This is a genomic window from Porticoccaceae bacterium LTM1, from assembly GCA_030252795.1.
GTDB lineage: Bacteria > Pseudomonadota > Gammaproteobacteria > Pseudomonadales > Porticoccaceae > SCSIO-12696.
In genome coordinates this window covers 611,004-627,500 of sequence record CP127080.1, presented here as the reverse complement: position 1 = coordinate 627,500, position 16,497 = coordinate 611,004, and the positions used below count along the sequence as shown (strand labels likewise).

Annotated in this window: 14 protein-coding genes (1 of these 14 cut by a window edge); 5 read left to right on the top strand and 9 right to left on the bottom strand. The window is 52.2% G+C overall.

The features are described 5' to 3' along the window. The 5 genes from pilB to QP938_02870 all read left to right on the top strand — a co-directional run. On the top strand, nt 1-859 hold the 3' portion of the coding sequence (gene pilB, locus QP938_02890; protein WIO74870.1) for a type IV-A pilus assembly ATPase PilB. Its footprint begins 866 nt before the window's first position; only the last 859 of its 1,725 coding nucleotides appear in the window; the start codon falls outside the window, past its left edge; the stop codon is at nt 857-859. 51 nt (nt 860-910) lie between these two features. Beyond that, nucleotides 911-2,128: a type II secretion system F family protein gene (locus tag QP938_02885; protein ID WIO74869.1), complete on the top strand. Its 1,218-nt coding sequence runs from the start codon at nt 911-913 to the stop codon at nt 2,126-2,128. A 24-nt stretch (nt 2,129-2,152) separates the two neighbouring features. Further along, nucleotides 2,153-3,004, top strand: a complete 852-nt coding sequence (locus QP938_02880) for an A24 family peptidase (GenBank protein WIO74868.1) — start codon at nt 2,153-2,155, stop codon at nt 3,002-3,004. Nucleotides 3,005-3,293: 289 nt separating this feature from the next. Continuing rightward, nucleotides 3,294-3,896, top strand: a complete 603-nt coding sequence (coaE, locus tag QP938_02875) for a dephospho-CoA kinase (GenBank protein ID WIO74867.1) — start codon at nt 3,294-3,296, stop codon at nt 3,894-3,896. A 145-nt stretch (nt 3,897-4,041) separates the two neighbouring features. Beyond that, a complete protein-coding gene (locus QP938_02870; protein ID WIO74866.1) occupies nt 4,042-4,254 on the top strand; it encodes a DNA gyrase inhibitor YacG in 213 nt (70 codons plus the stop codon). A gap of 157 nt (nt 4,255-4,411) precedes the next feature. Here the strand turns inward: QP938_02870 and mutT are convergent, their stop codons facing one another. From mutT to QP938_02825, 9 genes are all read right to left on the bottom strand, one after another. Continuing rightward, a complete protein-coding gene (gene mutT / locus QP938_02865) occupies nt 4,412-5,185 on the bottom strand; it encodes an 8-oxo-dGTP diphosphatase MutT (GenBank protein WIO74865.1) in 774 nt (257 codons plus the stop codon). Between the two features lie 277 nt (nt 5,186-5,462). After that, nucleotides 5,463-6,677, bottom strand: a complete 1,215-nt coding sequence (gene argJ / locus QP938_02860) for a bifunctional glutamate N-acetyltransferase/amino-acid acetyltransferase ArgJ (GenBank protein ID WIO74864.1) — start codon at nt 6,675-6,677, stop codon at nt 5,463-5,465. 222 nt (nt 6,678-6,899) lie between these two features. After that, entirely contained in the window at nt 6,900-9,848 is a 2,949-nt protein-coding gene (secA, locus tag QP938_02855; GenBank protein ID WIO74863.1) for a preprotein translocase subunit SecA, read from the bottom strand. A 158-nt stretch (nt 9,849-10,006) separates the two neighbouring features. Next, nucleotides 10,007-10,933, bottom strand: a complete 927-nt coding sequence (locus QP938_02850) for a peptidoglycan DD-metalloendopeptidase family protein (protein ID WIO74862.1) — start codon at nt 10,931-10,933, stop codon at nt 10,007-10,009. A 35-nt stretch (nt 10,934-10,968) separates the two neighbouring features. Then, the gene (gene lpxC / locus QP938_02845; protein ID WIO74861.1) at nt 10,969-11,883 is read right to left on the bottom strand and encodes a UDP-3-O-acyl-N-acetylglucosamine deacetylase; all 915 of its coding nucleotides are present in this window, start codon (nt 11,881-11,883) and stop codon (nt 10,969-10,971) included. Between the two features lie 186 nt (nt 11,884-12,069). Beyond that, a complete protein-coding gene (gene ftsZ, locus QP938_02840) occupies nt 12,070-13,299 on the bottom strand; it encodes a cell division protein FtsZ (protein WIO74860.1) in 1,230 nt (409 codons plus the stop codon). Nucleotides 13,300-13,352: 53 nt separating this feature from the next. Continuing rightward, a complete protein-coding gene (ftsA, locus tag QP938_02835; GenBank protein ID WIO74859.1) occupies nt 13,353-14,597 on the bottom strand; it encodes a cell division protein FtsA in 1,245 nt (414 codons plus the stop codon). Between the two features lie 54 nt (nt 14,598-14,651). Beyond that, nucleotides 14,652-15,437: an FtsQ-type POTRA domain-containing protein gene (locus QP938_02830; GenBank protein ID WIO74858.1), complete on the bottom strand. Its 786-nt coding sequence runs from the start codon at nt 15,435-15,437 to the stop codon at nt 14,652-14,654. Nucleotides 15,438-15,441: 4 nt separating this feature from the next. Further along, nucleotides 15,442-16,362, bottom strand: coding sequence for a D-alanine--D-alanine ligase (locus tag QP938_02825; protein WIO74857.1), 921 nt, complete (start codon nt 16,360-16,362; stop codon nt 15,442-15,444). Nucleotides 16,363-16,497 lie beyond the last annotated feature (135 nt).

Genomic DNA, 16,497 nt, shown 5'->3' with positions numbered 1-16,497 from the left:
TGTACTGCGGATCCTGGACTCCAACAGCGCCAAGATGGGTATTGATGCACTGGGCTATGAAGTGGACCAGAAAGAAGCCTATTTGGAGACACTGGAAAAACACCAGGGCATGATTCTGGTAACAGGACCTACCGGTAGCGGTAAAACGGTATCGCTGTATACCGGCCTGGGGATACTCAATACTCCGGAGCGAAACATCTCCACAGCGGAAGATCCCATCGAGATCAATATGGATGGGATTAACCAGGTCCAGATCAACACCAAGGTAAACCTGACCTTTGCCAATGCGTTGCGGGCCTTCCTGCGTCAGGACCCCGATGTAATCATGGTGGGTGAGATTCGTGACCTTGAAACTGCAGAGATTGCCATCAAAGCCGCACAGACAGGCCACATGGTGCTATCAACCTTGCACACAAATAGCGCACCAGAGACATTGACCCGACTTTTGAATATGGGCGTTCCCTCTTTCAACGTAGCCACATCAGTTAACCTGATTATTGCCCAACGACTGGCACGGCGATTGTGCAGCCATTGCCGCAAGCCGGCAGATGACATTCCTGATAAGGTACTCAGTGAAGAAGGATTTGATGATATTGGTATTCCCCGCAAAGAAATCACCTTGTACCACCCAGTCGGGTGCTCCAAATGCAGCAAAGGCTACAAAGGACGCTCGGGGATATATGAGGTACTGAAGGTATCACCATCCATTGCTCGACTCATTATGGAGGGTGGAAACTCACTGCAGATTGCCGAAAAGGCCAAAGAGGAAGGATTCAGAACCTTGCGCCAGTCCGCACTTCGCAAGGCAGCGGCGGGTATAATCAGCCTCGAAGAGGCAAATCGCGTCACTAGCGACTAAAACTATAGACATACTGGCAATAACAAATAGAGAAGCCGTCAGGGGTCAATTATGGCAGCAGCACAGGCAGAAGTTTTTATCTACAAGGGTAAAGACAAACAGGGAAAACCCGTTAAGGGTGAAATAAAGGGCTCCAACCCTAATATTGTCAAAGCACAATTGCGAAAGCAGGGGGTAACTGCAGCTTCAGTCAAAAAGAAGCCCAAACCCCTATTTGGTGGTGGAAAAAAACCAATAAAGCCACAAGATATTGCCATTTTCACCCGGCAAATGGCCACCATGATGAAAGCTGGTGTTCCTCTGGTACAAAGTTTTGACATCGTATCTGAGGGTGTTGAGAAGGAGTCCCTCAGAGAACTTATAGAAACGATTAGAGATGATGTGGCTGCCGGCTCTGGATTAGCTACATCACTTAAGAAACACCCACGATACTTTGACGACCTTTTTTGCAGCCTGGTAGATTCCGGCGAACAATCCGGCTCCCTGGAAACGATGCTCGACCGCATCGCTACCTATAAAGAGAAGCTGGAATCCCTCAAAGCCAAAGTTCGCAAAGCTATGGTATACCCGGCCGCCATTTTGGCGGTTGCTGTATTAGTTACTGGTATTTTGCTGGTTAAAGTTATTCCTGTTTTCGCTCAAACTTTCCAGGGGTTTGGTGCAGACCTTCCTGCATACACGTTATTTGTACTAGGTATTTCTGAAGTTGCTCAAAAGTACTGGCTACTTTGGCTAGCTGTTATCATTGCAATTGGAGTAGCCTTCAAAGAGGCCCGCCTGCGCTCCCAGAAATTCTCGGACACTATCGACCGCGCATCTCTCAAAATACCAGTTGTAGGAAAAATCCTGTATGAAGGTATTATTGCCCGGTTTGCCAGAACATTATCTACAACTTTCGCAGCCGGTGTTCCGCTTGTTGATGCACTAAGTTCTGTCGCGGGGGCAGCTGGCAATGCTGTTTATAGGGACGGCATTATCAAAGTTCGCGATGAAGTAACCACCGGTATCCAACTGCACCAGTCTTTGCGTAATACAGGGCTGTTTCCAGTAATGCTGCTACAGATGACTTCCATTGGTGAAGAGTCCGGCGCCCTGGACGAGATGCTTGAAAAGGCAGCAGTTCACTATGAAGAGTCCGTTGATAATGCCGTTGATAACTTAACCGCCCTCCTGGAACCGTTAATCATGGTCGTTATTGGTGGACTGGTTGGCAGCCTCTTGATTGCCATGTACCTGCCAATCTTCAACCTCGGTCAAGTTGTTGGCTAAGAATAATAATCAAGGAAATACCTTATGCCCCAAGATTTAATGACTGCGCCCACCCTTGTGGTGGGCGCTGCCGTATTACTCGGACTGATTATCGGCAGTTTTTTGAATGTTGTTATTTACCGTCTCCCACTGGTACTGGAGAGGGACTGGAAACAGCAATCCCGCGACTTTTTGGGAATGGAGCCAGAGCCGGACAATCATAAAATCGGCCTTGCTTTTCCTGCTTCACACTGCCCTTCCTGTGGGGTTGCCATCAAGCCCTGGCACAATATACCGGTACTGAGCTACCTGTTATTGCGTGGGCGCTGTGGTAGCTGTTCAACCAAAATCTCCATCCAGTACCCACTGATTGAACTTATTTGCGGCCTGATTACCGGTGTGGTCGTTTTCCATTTTGGCTTTACCGAAAAGGCGCTGTTTGTGGCGCTGTTTTCGTGGGCACTGATCTGCCTGACCGGCATTGATTTTGGCCATAAGCTGCTGCCAGACAATATTACCCTGCCGCTGCTGTGGCTGGGGTTACTGATCAACCTGGATGGTACATTTGTTCCGCTCAGTGAAGCTGTAATTGGCGCGGCCGCTGGCTACCTGTCTCTGTGGAGTGTGTATTGGGTATTCAAGTGGATTACCGGCAAGGAAGGTATGGGTCATGGCGACTTTAAGCTGCTGGCAGCATTGGGCGCCTGGATGGGTTGGCAATTTTTGCCGATGATCATTTTGCTGGCGTCTGTGGTGGGTGCTGTGGTGGGGATTACGCTGATTGCCACTATGGGGCGTGATCGGCAGATTCCTATTGCTTTTGGGCCTTATCTGGCTGCGGCGGGGTGGATTGCCTTGCTGTGGGGTCAGGATATTATGAATTGGTATTTGCCTTAGTCGGGGTTGTTGGGATTTCGCCCCCGAAGGTCTGGAGTGCGCCTGCGGCGGGCTTGGCTCAGCCCCTCCATGCCGTCATTCCCGCGCAAGCGGGAATCCATATTAGTGCAAATGGATCCCCGCCTCCGCGGGGATGACGACGAAAAGATTGCTCTAGGTAATAAGCGTTTATTCGAGCGCCGCTTCCACTCATACTTCGGTCAATACATCACATCGCCCTTCGCATTGGCTTGGTATTGTGCATAATAAGAGTCACTGTAATCCACTCAATAACAAGGATCATATCGCTATGTTTGTTGTAGGCATTACTGGTGGTATTGGTAGTGGCAAAAATGCTGCTACGCATATTTTTCAGGATCTGGGCATTGAGATTGTCGATGCTGATGTCGCGTCTCGCAGAGTTGTAGAACAAGGCACTCCTGCTTACGAGGAGATCGTAGAGCATTTTGGTGCTGGAGTTCTGCTACCCAGTGGAGACCTGAACCGTCGTGCGCTTCGAGCCCTGGTATTTTCTGATCCGGATAAGCGCATGTGGCTGGAAGGGTTGCTACATCCGTTAATCAGGGAATGGCTGCAGAATCGCCTTGAGTCAGCTCAAACTCCCTATGTGATCCTTTCATCTCCGCTGTTACTGGAAACAGATCAGTATCGATTGGCAGATCGGGTCGTGGTAGTAGACATCCCTGAAGAGTTACAAGTTGAGCGCACCATGTCGCGGGATGCAAATTCCGAGAGCCAGGTAAAAGCGATTATGGCAAACCAGATGCCACGAGCTAAACGCCAGGAGCTGGCGGACGATATTATTGATAATAGTGGCTCAATGGATGACCTGAAGGAACAGATTGAGGCGCTTCATCAGAAGTATCTGGAGATGGCGGCGCAGCCTGCTTGATAGCCAAGGATGCAAAGTCACTGGATTGCCGCGTCGCTCTGCTCCTCGCAATGACGAGGGATTAATTAATATGCCGTCATCGCGAGCGAAGCGCGGCGACCCAGAGTCTGGATCTAAAAGTCACGAAATTACGTAAGTGTTGTATATGTCAGAATTGAAGAAAAAACCGCTTGAATTGAGCTGCCCCACCTGCAAGAAAACCATTGAGTGGAGTGATCAATTCCCTCATCGCCCATTCTGTTCTGCGCGTTGCAAACAGATTGATTTTGGTGATTGGGCAAATGAGACAAACAGTATTCCGGGGGAGCCTGTGCTTGATCCGGAATTATTGGAAGAAGCTGAAAGTATAAGGCACTGATAGGTTCCGGCTACGGTGATTCCCAGATCGCCCTGAGGCTCCTATGTCATCCTGAGGCCCCTATGTCATCCTGAGCGTAGCGAAGGATCTCAATGGTCGGTGAGTACGAGATCCTTCGCTACGCTCAGGATGACACGTTTGGGAATTCCGGAGTGCCTTATTCCTCTAATTCTTTTTTGAGTAGTGCCATTTCCCGTTTGTAGTGAGCTGCTTCACAGGCATAGGATATATTGAGGCTCTGCACCTTCGAAAGAAATCCGTCCACCTTATCCACCAAGGATGGGAACCTGCTTTCTGTCGGTGGAATTACGCCAGCACATGCCGCCTCCAAGACACCCAGTGTGTATTGATCTGCCAGTAACTTCGACGGTTCCGGAGTAATGCCTTCCAGCCACCAATAGTTATATTTCTGCTGCTCTGACATTCCCCTTGTATCATCCATAAAGTAATAAGCTGCTGCTAACAGCAAAGCCATAGCCATAGCCCACAAATATCCTTTATGAATAACTGCTAACTTCTGCATGGATTTCGGTCTGGACTTGGCTTCATCAACCAGCTTGGTTACAACCGGTTCATTGGCCTCAGGAAAGTCGTAGCCACACAGCTGATTCAGTGTTACCCACTTAGTTGGCTGCCCCTCATTACCATGAGGCTGGCCATTAAATGTGGTGACTTTCCAGAAGTCGAGAAATACCTGTTTATCGGGGTAGTCGTGATGGATTTCGGTAAAGGGACGGCAATGGACAACATCTATTGCCAGCTCTTCGCGCAGCTCACGAACCAACGCTTCGCGAGCTGATTCCCCCTCATCCACCTTGCCACCGGGAAACTCCCAAAGACCACCTTTATGGAGATGATCCGGACGTTTGGCTATTAGCAGTCGGCCATCCTGGCCATAGATTATTCCGGCTACTACGTGAATGCGTTTCATTGTTATGTTGTTTTACCTTTTGAGATTCTTCGTTTCACTCAGAATGACTGAAACTGAACTCAGAATGACAGAAACTGAACCTAGAATGACAGATGCTACCCCACTGTTCCCTGCGATCCTGTTCCCTGCGATCCTGTTCCCTGCGATCCTGTTCCCTGCCATCCTGCTCACTTTTCCTTTGTCATCCTGAGCACAGCGAAGGATCTCTGAGCCTTGGCAGAACTGGGGATTCTTCGCTCCACTCAGAATGACAGAAGCTCGACTCAGAATGACATAGTTAGGTGCGATACTCAGCGTTGATCTTCACATAATCGTAGGAGAGGTCTGTGGTCCAGACTGTCTCCTGATACTCACCTCTTCCCAGGTCAATACGAATCTCAATTTCTTCGCGATCCATCACTCCCTGACCGGCTTCTTCGGTATAACTGGCAGCTCGCCCACCTTTTTCGGCAAGTAAAACATCTCCCAGGTGAACCGTCACCGTTTCTACATTGAGATCATCGATTCCGGCACGGCCAACCGCCGCCAGTATACGCCCCCAGTTCGGATCCGAAGCAAACAAGGCTGTTTTCACTAATGGCGACTCGGCAACAGTAAATGCCGCTGCCAGACTCTCTTGACGTGTTGCGCCACCGCTTACCTGAACGGTAACGAACTTGGTAGCTCCCTCTCCGTCGCGAACAATGGCTTGCGCGAGTTCACTGGCGACTTGTTCAAGGGCCTCTACAAACTGCGTATAACCTGATGATTGCGGTGCAATGGTGACTCCGGACTGCCCGGTAGCGACCAGAACAACAGAATCGTTGGTAGAGGTATCCCCATCAACCGTAATTCGGTTAAACGACTTATCTGCGCAGGCGCTGATCAGAGTCTGTAATTGCTCCTGCTCAATAGCCGCATCCGTGGCGATGTATCCCAGCATGGTTGCCATATTGGGCTTGATCATGCCGGAGCCCTTGGAGATTCCGGTAATAGTTACAGTGTTTCCGTCGATATCAATCTGTTTTGAAGTACCTTTGGGACGAGTATCGGTGGTCATAATACCAACGGCCGCGTCCGACCAACCCTCTTCGCTAAGCGCTTGAACCGTAGATGGCAGGGCTGCCAGAATTTTATCGACTGGCAGGGGTTCGCCAATTACACCTGTTGAAAAAGGCAAAATTTCTGCACTGGATACACCAACTTCTGCCGCCAAGGCCCGACACACCGTGTTGGCGTTATCCAGCCCTTGTTGACCAGTTCCTGCATTGGCATTTCCGGTATTGGTAATCAGGTAGCGTGGCGAGCTGTCAGCAAGATGGGCTTTGGCAACTTGTACGGGAGCCGCGCAAAAGGCGTTGAGGGTAAAAACTCCTGCGACTGTACTACCTGGAGCTGCCTCCATTAACACCAGATCCTTTCGTCCCGGCTTTTTAATACCGGCGGAGGCGGTACCCAATTTGAAGCCAGCTACGGGGTGCATTACAGGGAAAGTGTCTTTGCCTACGGCCATATATTTTTTAATCCTTGATAAAGGGCACGTCTAAATTATGTTCGCGACTGAAGTCGCTCCTACAGAAATACGTTTTGGATTCGTCATTGCGAGGAGCTAAGCGACGCGGCAATCCAGTGTCGGTTCGCAAAGAGACACCGGATCGCCGCGCTTCGCTCGCGATGACGAGCCCATTATTTCCGTTTAACCATTACGCTCGCAATGACGATATTAACAATGATTTTAGCCAAGCCGTCCGTGACACTGCTTATACTTTTTACCTGATCCGCAAGGGCAGTCATCATTGCGACCTACTTTGGGAAAGTCACGCACAAATGGCTCTGCGGCAGCAGTTTCCAGTTTGCCGTGACACTGTTTGAACTTTTTACCCGATCCACAGGGGCATGGATCGTTGCGGCCAATATCTTGTGGCAACTGCGCCTGTGGTTGCGGCTCTTCAATAGCTGAAGCCTCTGCGTGCTGGAACTGCATCTGCTGACGCTGCTGTTCTTCCAGGCGACGGCGCTCTAACTGTTCAGCTTCATCCGGTTGGGCAATTTGTACACGAGCCAGGAAGCGGACCGTTTCAAACTTGACGTTATTGAGCAGTTCCTGGAACAGCTCAAAGGACTCACGCTTGTACTCCTGCTTGGGGTTCTTCTGGGCATAGGCACGCAGATTCACGCCCTGGCGGAGGTGGTCCATGCTGGCCAGGTGCTCTTTCCAGAGCTGATCCAGTACTTGCAACATGATCTGTTTCTCGACCATTCGCATTTCCGGACCAACCTGTTCGCACTTGGCTTTATAGGTGGTCGTCATCTCTTCCTGAACACGCTTCAACAGGCCCTGCTCATTGAGACGATTATCCTCATCCAGCCAGGTTTGCAGCGGCAGTTTCAGGCCAAACTCGACTTTCAGGGCTTCCTCAAGCCCTTCGACATCCCACTGCTCCTCGAGGCTCTCCGGCGGGATATAACCGCCAAACATATTTGCCACCACATCATTGCGAATATTGTCGATGATGCCGGAAATATCGTCTGACTCCAGCAGGTGGTTACGCTGCTCGTAAATCGCCTGACGTTGATCGTTGGCAACATCGTCAAACTCCAGCAGGTGTTTACGAATATCAAAGTTACGGCCTTCCACCTTGCGCTGGGCTTTTTCGATGGCGTTGGACACCATACGATGCTCAATCGCTTCACCCTCTTTCATACCAAGGGCACGCATCATGTTTTTCACCCGATCAGAGGCAAACAGACGCATCAACGGATCTTCCAGCGACAGGTAGAAACGCGACATACCGGGGTCACCCTGACGACCGGCGCGACCGCGCAGCTGGTTATCAATACGGCGTGATTCGTGACGCTCGGTACCGATGATATGTAAACCGCCGGCTTCCAGAACCGTCTGGTGACGCTCTTTCCAGTCAGCCTTGATCTTGGCAACCTGCTCTTCAGATGGATTTTCCAGCGCGTTGATTTCCGCTTCCCAGCTGCCACCCAACACAATATCAGTACCGCGACCGGCCATATTGGTTGCGATGGTAACGGTACCCGGACGACCGGCCTGGGCAATAATTTGTGCTTCCATTTCGTGGAACTTGGCGTTCAACACCTGGTGAGGAATTTTGGCCTGATTGAGCAACAGGGACAGCAGCTCGGAGGTTTCGATAGAAGCGGTACCCACCAGAACCGGCGCATTTTTTTCGATGCAGTGACGAATATCCTCAATAACCGCCTGGTACTTCTCTTGCTGGCTCAGGTAAACCAGGTCATTCAGGTCCTGACGCTGGATCTTGCGGTTAGGCGGAATAACTACTACGCTCAGTCCGTAAATCTGGTGGAATTCGTAAGCTTCTGTGTCAGCCGTACCAGTCATTCCAGATAGTTTGCCGTAAAGGCGGAAGTAGTTCTGGAATGTGGTAGATGCCAGGGTCTGGCTCTCCTGCTGAATACGAACACCTTCCATTGCTTCGATGGCCTGGTGCAGACCTTCAGACAGGCGACGGCCAGCCAGTTTCCGACCAGTGTGCTCATCAATCAGCACAACACTGCCGTTCTCGATAATGTAATCAACATCGCGGCGGAACAGATTGTGAGCTTTAAGTGCCGCGTGAACGTGGTGCAACAGGTTCAGGTTTGTTGATTGGTAAAGGTTCTCTTCAGGCTGCAGCAGGCCTTCATTAATCAGCAGGTCTTCGATTTTTTCGTGGCCCTGCTCAGTCAGTTCAACCGAACGGGACTTCTCATCAACGGCAAAATCGCCAGTCGGCAGTAATTCGCAAAGTGGCTGCTTACCTTCTTCTACAAGAACCAGATCTTTGCCCTGCTCAGCTGCCAGTGACAGTGCTGCACCGGTTCCCACCAATTCCGGCTCTCCGCCATCGCGCTTCAACAGAACCTTGGTGTGCTGGATTTTTTCGTTGCGCAATTTATCCGGATGAGGGCGGGCTTTCAGCACCTGCACCAGACCATTTATGCGTTTGTAGGTTTCCGAGCTGTCACTGGCAGCACCGGAAATAATCAGTGGGGTACGGGCCTCGTCAATCAGGATCGAGTCCACCTCATCCACTACTGCAAAGGACAGGCCGCGCTGAACACGGTCTTCTTTCCGCAGCGCCATATTGTCGCGCAGATAATCGAAGCCAAATTCATTGTTGGTACCGTAAGTGATATCAGCCTCATAGTTGCCCTGTTTTTCAAACGGCATCTGGCTGGAGAGAATTACACCTACGGTCAAGCCCAGCTTTTCATAGACCGGGCGCATCCACTCGGCATCTCGACTGGCGAGGTAATCGTTGACGGTAATGATATGAACGCCGCCACCGGTAAGCGCATTCAGGTATGCCGGCAAAGTCGCCATCAAGGTTTTACCTTCACCGGTTTTCATCTCGGCGATGTTGCCTTCGTGAAGGGTGATACCACCAATCATCTGTACATCAAAATGGCGCATTCCTAGAGAGCGGTCAGCTGCCTCACGTACCGCGGCAAAGGCTTCCGGCAACAGTTGATCCAGAGATTCACCGGCTTCCAGGCGCTGCTTGAACTCATCGGTTTTGGCCAGCAGCGCTTCGTCAGATAGCGCCCGGTATTCATCTTCACGTGCATTGACCTTATCGACCAGTTTGCCCATGCGACGCAGTTCACGATCATTTTTGCTGCCGAACAGCTTCTTCAACAATTTAGTAGCCATGTCTCTCTCTTGGACTTCTTTTACTGCACGACTGAATTTATTTACAGCGACTCATTCACTGGTTTTTGCGTCGGGCTTTCTAAAAAATAAATGGGGATAATAAGCCGTTTACAAAAAACGGCAACTGGGCAATGCAAAATTACCCGGCGGGAATTACTTTAGCGGACGGTTCGCTTGATATAGGTAGCCGGATCGACTGATCGGCCGTTTTTGTAAACTTCGAAATGTACGTGAGGACCCGTAGAACGACCGGTGCTACCCATCAGGGCAATAATCTGGCCTTTTTTGACCACATCACCAGCTTTAACCAGATTTTCTTTGTTGTGACCGTAGCGTGTGACATAGCCATCACCATGCTCGATCTCTACCAGATGCCCGTAACCACTGCGCTCGCCAGACCAGATAACTACACCGGCAGCGGTAGCAACTACATCTCCACCTTCTTTTCCGGCAAAGTCTACGCCATCGTGCCAGGCACGCTTACCGTGGAACGGGTCAGTACGCCAGCCATACTTGGAAGACATCCAACCTTTGGTAATTGGTCGCCCGGTAACGGTACTTTCCTCGGTTAACTTGCGGTCAACCAGCATGGACTCCATCATCTCAAGCTGAAGTTCGCGATCCTGAAGCTGTCGCTCCAGTTGCTGGAAAAGATGATCCAGATCGCTCGGCTCCTGCTCACCCAAAATTGCAGTTTCCGGGCCACCCACTGCAGGCACACGACTGAAATCAAATTCACCATCATCGAGACTGGCCACATCAGTGAGGCGCTCGCCCAGTGCATCAAGTCGCACCAGTCGCGCCTGCATTTCAGCCAGTTTGGAGGTCAGCGCAGACAAGCGACGACGGGCGTCAGACTGCTTGCTTTCCAACTGCTGCTTTTGCTGGGCCAGCTCGGCTTGCATCGCCTCGACCACTTCCACCAGCTCGGGCGCGCTTTTGCCGCCGTTCATGAGTTGACTCATCACAAAACCGGCCCCGGCAGGAAGTGCCAGGAAACAGAAAGACAGCAGCACTTTCGCCCACCCATTAAGGGTGACGGAACGCGTACTGTCCTGCTTGTTACCGATGAATATGATTTTCACGAACGTTCAATCAGCTCTTTTTTATTATTGTTAGGCTACACAGCCGAAACCGGCTTGCTGTAGGTGATTGGCGCAACCGCATCCTCACCTTCAAAAGTAACCATTTCCCAGGCATCAGTCTGGGCAATCAGGGCACGCAGGGAAGCATTGTTCAGGGCGTGACCGGATTTATAAGCTTCGAACTCGCCAATCAGGCTGTTGCCGAGCAGGTACAAATCGCCAATGGCATCGAGAATCTTGTGCTTGACGAATTCGTCCTCGTAGCGCAGGCCGTCTTCGTTGAGAACGGAATATTCGTCAACAACAATGGCGTTATCCAGGCTGCCACCACGGGCCAACCCTTTGGAGCGCAGATATTCGATCTCGTGCATAAAGCCAAATGTACGGGCACGGCTCACTTCTTTTACAAAAGAAGTAGTAGAGAAGTCGATTTCCGAGTGCAGGGCCCGGTTGGCAAAAACCGGATGATCAAAATCGATAGTGAAAGAGACCTTGAAGCCGTCAAAAGGCTTGAAGCGCGCAACTTTGTCGTCATGCTTTACGGTAACTTCTTTCTTGATACGTATGAATTTTTTCGGGGCTTCCTGTTCGGCAATTCCAGCAGACTGAATCAGGAACACAAACGGGCCGGCGGAACCGTCCATAATAGGAACTTCCGGAGCCGACACATCAATAATGGCGTTATCAATACCCAGACCCGCCATTGCGGAAAGCAGGTGCTCCACGGTGGAAACCCGCACATCGCCATTAACGAGAGTGGTAGAAAGGGTGGTGTCACCAACGTTTTCCGCTTTCGCCTGAATCTCGACAACCGGAGTCAGGTCCGTACGACGGAAAATAATACCGGAATCAACCGGCGCCGGATGCAGGGTCAGATAGACCTTTTCGCCGGTATGCAGGCCAACGCCAGTAGCGCGAATGGTGTTTTTCAGTGTCCGCTGCCTGATCATTTGTCGAGACTTCCCCTCACCTTACAGGTACAAAGCGCCCAATCCTAACAGAATTCTTACCGGTCACCAAACCTCTTAAAGCAATTATTTGTCGACGAGTTCACGTCATTTTGTAGCAAGTAGCCCCGACTCCCAGGGGAAACGTTGGGAGCCGGGGAGTACCAATCAGTACCTGGCAGTACCGGATCAGTCAGCCTGACGACGCAGGAAGGCCGGGATATCCAGGTAATCCATATCCGGATCGGACTTCGGCTCTTCCAGCTTGCGCGCCGTAGCCTCAGTGGAAACCGACGGCTGCATCGGGCGGCCAGCAGTTGGCTGACGTACCGGGGCAGACTGACTGGTGCGACGGCTGGTGCGGGTGATGGTCGGCGTATCCAGTTGGCGATAATCCAGCTCACCATTAGACTTCATCACTTCCGGGCCAGTAGTGTTGTCGACTACTTTGGTTGGCACCATATCGCGACCCAGGCCGGTGGCCACCACAGTAACCCGCAGCTTGTCGCCCATGGTTTCGTCAATAACGGTACCAACTACCACAGTGGCATCTTCGGAAGCGAACTGTTCAACCGTGTCACCGACATCCTGAAATTCACCCAGTGACAGATCTGGACCAGCAGTGATGTTAACCAGAATACCCTTGGCACCCTGCAGGTTGATATCTTCCAGCAGCGGGCTGTGAACTGCGGCTTCTGCAGCTTCGCGAGCACGATGCTCTCCGGCAGCTTCACCACTGCCCATCATCGCCATGCCCATTTCCGACATGACAGTGCGAACGTCTGCGAAGTCGACGTTGATCATACCCGGGCGAATGATCAGGTCAGCAATCCCCTGAACCGCACCCAGCAGCACGTCGTTGGCCGCTTTGAAAGCGTCCAGCAGACTGGTGGAGCTGCCCAGTACCGAGAGCAGCTTCTCATTCGGAATGGTGATCAGCGAGTCAACCCGGTCGCGCAGGTGCTTGAGACCTTCCTCGGCAATTGCCATGCGCTTGCGACCTTCAAATTTGAACGGGCGGGTTACTACCGCCACAGTCAAAATACCCAGCTCGCGCGCCACATCGGCTACTACCGGTGCACCACCGGTACCGGTACCACCACCCATACCCGCGGTGATGAAGACCATATCGGCACCCTGCAATACGTCGGCGATGCGATCGCGATCCTCCAGAGCGGCCTGATGACCTACTTCCGGATTGGCGCCAGCACCCAGGCCGCGAGTAACGTTGTTACCCAGTTGCAGTACTGTGGCGTTATTGAGGTCTTTAAGCGCCTGGGAGTCTGTGTTGGCACAGATAAACTCGACGCCCTCTACGTTGCTGTCGATCATGTGGCGTACAGCGTTTCCGCCGCCACCGCCGACCCCGACTACTTTGATTTCCGCTGAATCCGGAATGCTATCTACGATCTCGAACATGGTGTTTCCCCTTCTTATTAAGCTCAAGCTCATTAACTAAAAATTTGTTCTGGTTACAGGCTGCCCTGGAACCATTGCTTCATGCGGCCAAAAAAGCTTTCGCCGCGACTCTCTTCAACTACTCGCTGCACATTCGCTCCTCCTTCCCGCTGTTGTTTCATTCCGTACAGCAACAGCCCTACCCCGGTAGAATGGATCGGGTTGTTGACGATGTCGGTCAGGCCAGCGACGTTACAGGGCGCTCCCAGACGCACCGGCATATGGAAAATTTCTTCGGCCAACTCAACCACGCCTTCCATTTTGGAAGTACCGCCAGTCAGTACGATGCCAGCTGCAACCAGGTCTTCAAAACCACTGCGACGCAGCTCGGCCTGCACCAAGGTAAACAGCTCGTCGTAACGCGGCTCCACCACCTCGGCAAGCGACTGCCGCGACAGGTTGCGGGGCGGTCGGTCACCAACACTGGGCACTTTGATACTCTCTTCCGGGCCGGCCAGATTAGCCAGCGCACAGGCGTATTTGATCTTCAGATCTTCGGCATGCGGAGTCGGTGTACGAAGTGCCATAGCCACATCGTTGGTCACCTGGTCACCGGCAATTGGAATCACTCCGGTGTGGCGAATTGCGCCATCAGTAAAGATGGCAATGTCAGTCGTGCCGCCACCAATATCTACCAGGCAGACACCGAGCTGCTTCTCATCTTCGGTCAGAACGGCATAGCTTGATGCCAGCTGCTCCAGAATGATGTCTTCCACTTCCAGGCCGCAGCGGCGAATGCACTTTTTGATATTCTGGGCAGCGTTGGCGGCACAGGTCACCAAATGCACCTTGGCCTCCAAACGAACACCTGACATGCCCAGTGGTTCGCGAACGCCTTCCTGGTTATCAATGATGAATTCCTGCGGCAGGACATGAAGAATTTCCTGGTCTGCCGGAATCGCTACTGCTCTGGCAGCATCAATCACTCGCTCTACATCCAGCTGGTTCACTTCGCGATCCTTGATCGCAACAATACCGTGGGAGTTGAGGCTGCGAATGTGGCTACCGGCAATACCGGCGTACACCGAGTGGATATGACAACCAGCCATCAGCTCCGCCTCTTCAATAGCGCGCTGAATGGAGTGGACGGTGGATTCAATATTCACCACAACGCCCTTCTTCATGCCCGCCGACTGGTGCATACCAGTGCCGACAATCTCCAGATTGCCATCCGGCCCGATCGCACCCACGATAGCCACGACTTTCGAGGTGCCAATATCCAGTCCGACAATCATTCTCTCTTCATTGCTGTTTGCCATTTTTTTCCCCATCCCCGGTCATCCCCGGGTGTACTTGTAACCAATTTCGTTTTGTTAACCCTGATTTTCAGGGCTGGTATCCGGTGAATGCCAACTCACTGCAACCCCGTTCGGGTAGCGGGCATCCACACTTTTCAGTTCATTTATGCGTTCCCGAAGAACAGCGTCATACACCGTCAGAAAACGCTTCAGCTTTTCAGTCACCTGGCCCTGGCCAACTTTCACATCCAGTTCTCCTGCCAACTTCAGGTGCCACGCATCGCGTTCATCGAGGCGAAACTCCATTGGCTTGAGGCCAGCGGGCAGTAACAGTTCGGCGGCGTGACGATATTGTTCCATCACTTCCCTGGCCTGCCCCTTTGGCCCCAACAGCAATGGCAGTTGAGTCAAACCACTGTTGTCCTGCACATCCAACACCTCACCCCGACGGTTGAGAAAGCTGTGGCGATTCCAACGTGCGATGGGTGTCTCTTCAACCACGTTGATCTCCAGGGTGTTCGGCCAGCGACGCCCTACCGAAGCACTCTCGATCCAGGGATCGCGCTCCAGACGCTGACGAATGGCCTGAAGATCCAAACTTAAAAAACCGCCTTTCAATTCTGCTTCAACCAGCCTGCCAACCGATTCACGAGTCGCGTATTTGAATTCACCCTCAACCGCAATCAACTCCACCGGCTTGTCCAACTGGCCATAGACCGACAGAACTCCCCAGGCACCACCGGCTACAACTACAACCAACAGGCTGATCACCGCCGTGCTTTTCAGCAGCGACCACAGATGCCCCTTCAGCGCACCTGGCTGCCGATTCGAGGATCTGTTGTTAGTCGCCGACTGTTTCATTCCTTCAAGCTTCCAGTGAGGTTTTGGCGATTTCGACCACCAGCTCTTCAAAGCTGATACCAACCGCTGCCGCTGCTTTTGGCACCAGACTGGTATCAGTCATGCCCGGGATAGTGTTCACTTCCAGCAACAGGAACTGACCGTCTGTATCACGCATCACATCCACTCGACTACACCCGGAACAACCGAGACTGTTGTAAGCCGCCAGAGCCACCTGCTCCAATGCCGCCAGATCGTCACCTTCCAGACCGCAGGGAATCAGGTAGCGAGTGTCACCGGTGACGTATTTGGCGTCGTAGTCGTAAAAGCCGTGATCAGTTTCCAGCTTGATCGGCGGCAGTACCCGACCGTTCAAGATCGCCACGGTGTATTCACTGCCGGTGATCCAACGCTCTGCCATCACCTGGCCGTATTGGGATGCCTTTTGCCAGGCGTCCTGCAACTCCTGCGCAGATTCCGCCCGGTACATGCCGACACTGGACCCCTCATTAGCCGGCTTGACCATGGCTACACCACCCAGCTCAGCCATAACCGCTGACCAGTCAGTGTCCTGCTCGAGCATGGCAAAGGCAGCGGTGGGCAAGCCCATGCCTTGCCACAACTGTTTACAGCGCCACTTATCCATCGCCAGTGCCGACGTCAGCACGCCGCAGCCGGTGTAGGGAATCCCCATCAACTCCAATGCGCCTTGAATAGTGCCGTCTTCACCGGGAGTGCCATGCAGCATCAGAACTGCGCGATCCATTTCGACGTCAGCAATGGTTTGCAGTGGTCTATCTCCCACTTCCACAGCAACAGCATCGACACCGGCGCGCAGCAATGCGGCGTGAACCGCCTTGCCGGACTTGAGCGAGATGGCACTCTCGGCGGAGCTTCCACCGTATATAACGCCGACTCGTCCGAGTTGATCTTTGATCATGCTCATTGCCACACCTTTACGACTGTATTTTTTTGTTGCGGTCGCACGTCTGACGTCGCACGTCGCACGCTTTTGTATGTAGTCCGCATATAATGCGGTAATACAGTCGACGTCGAAGCGCCGCACAAACCAGCACCTTCC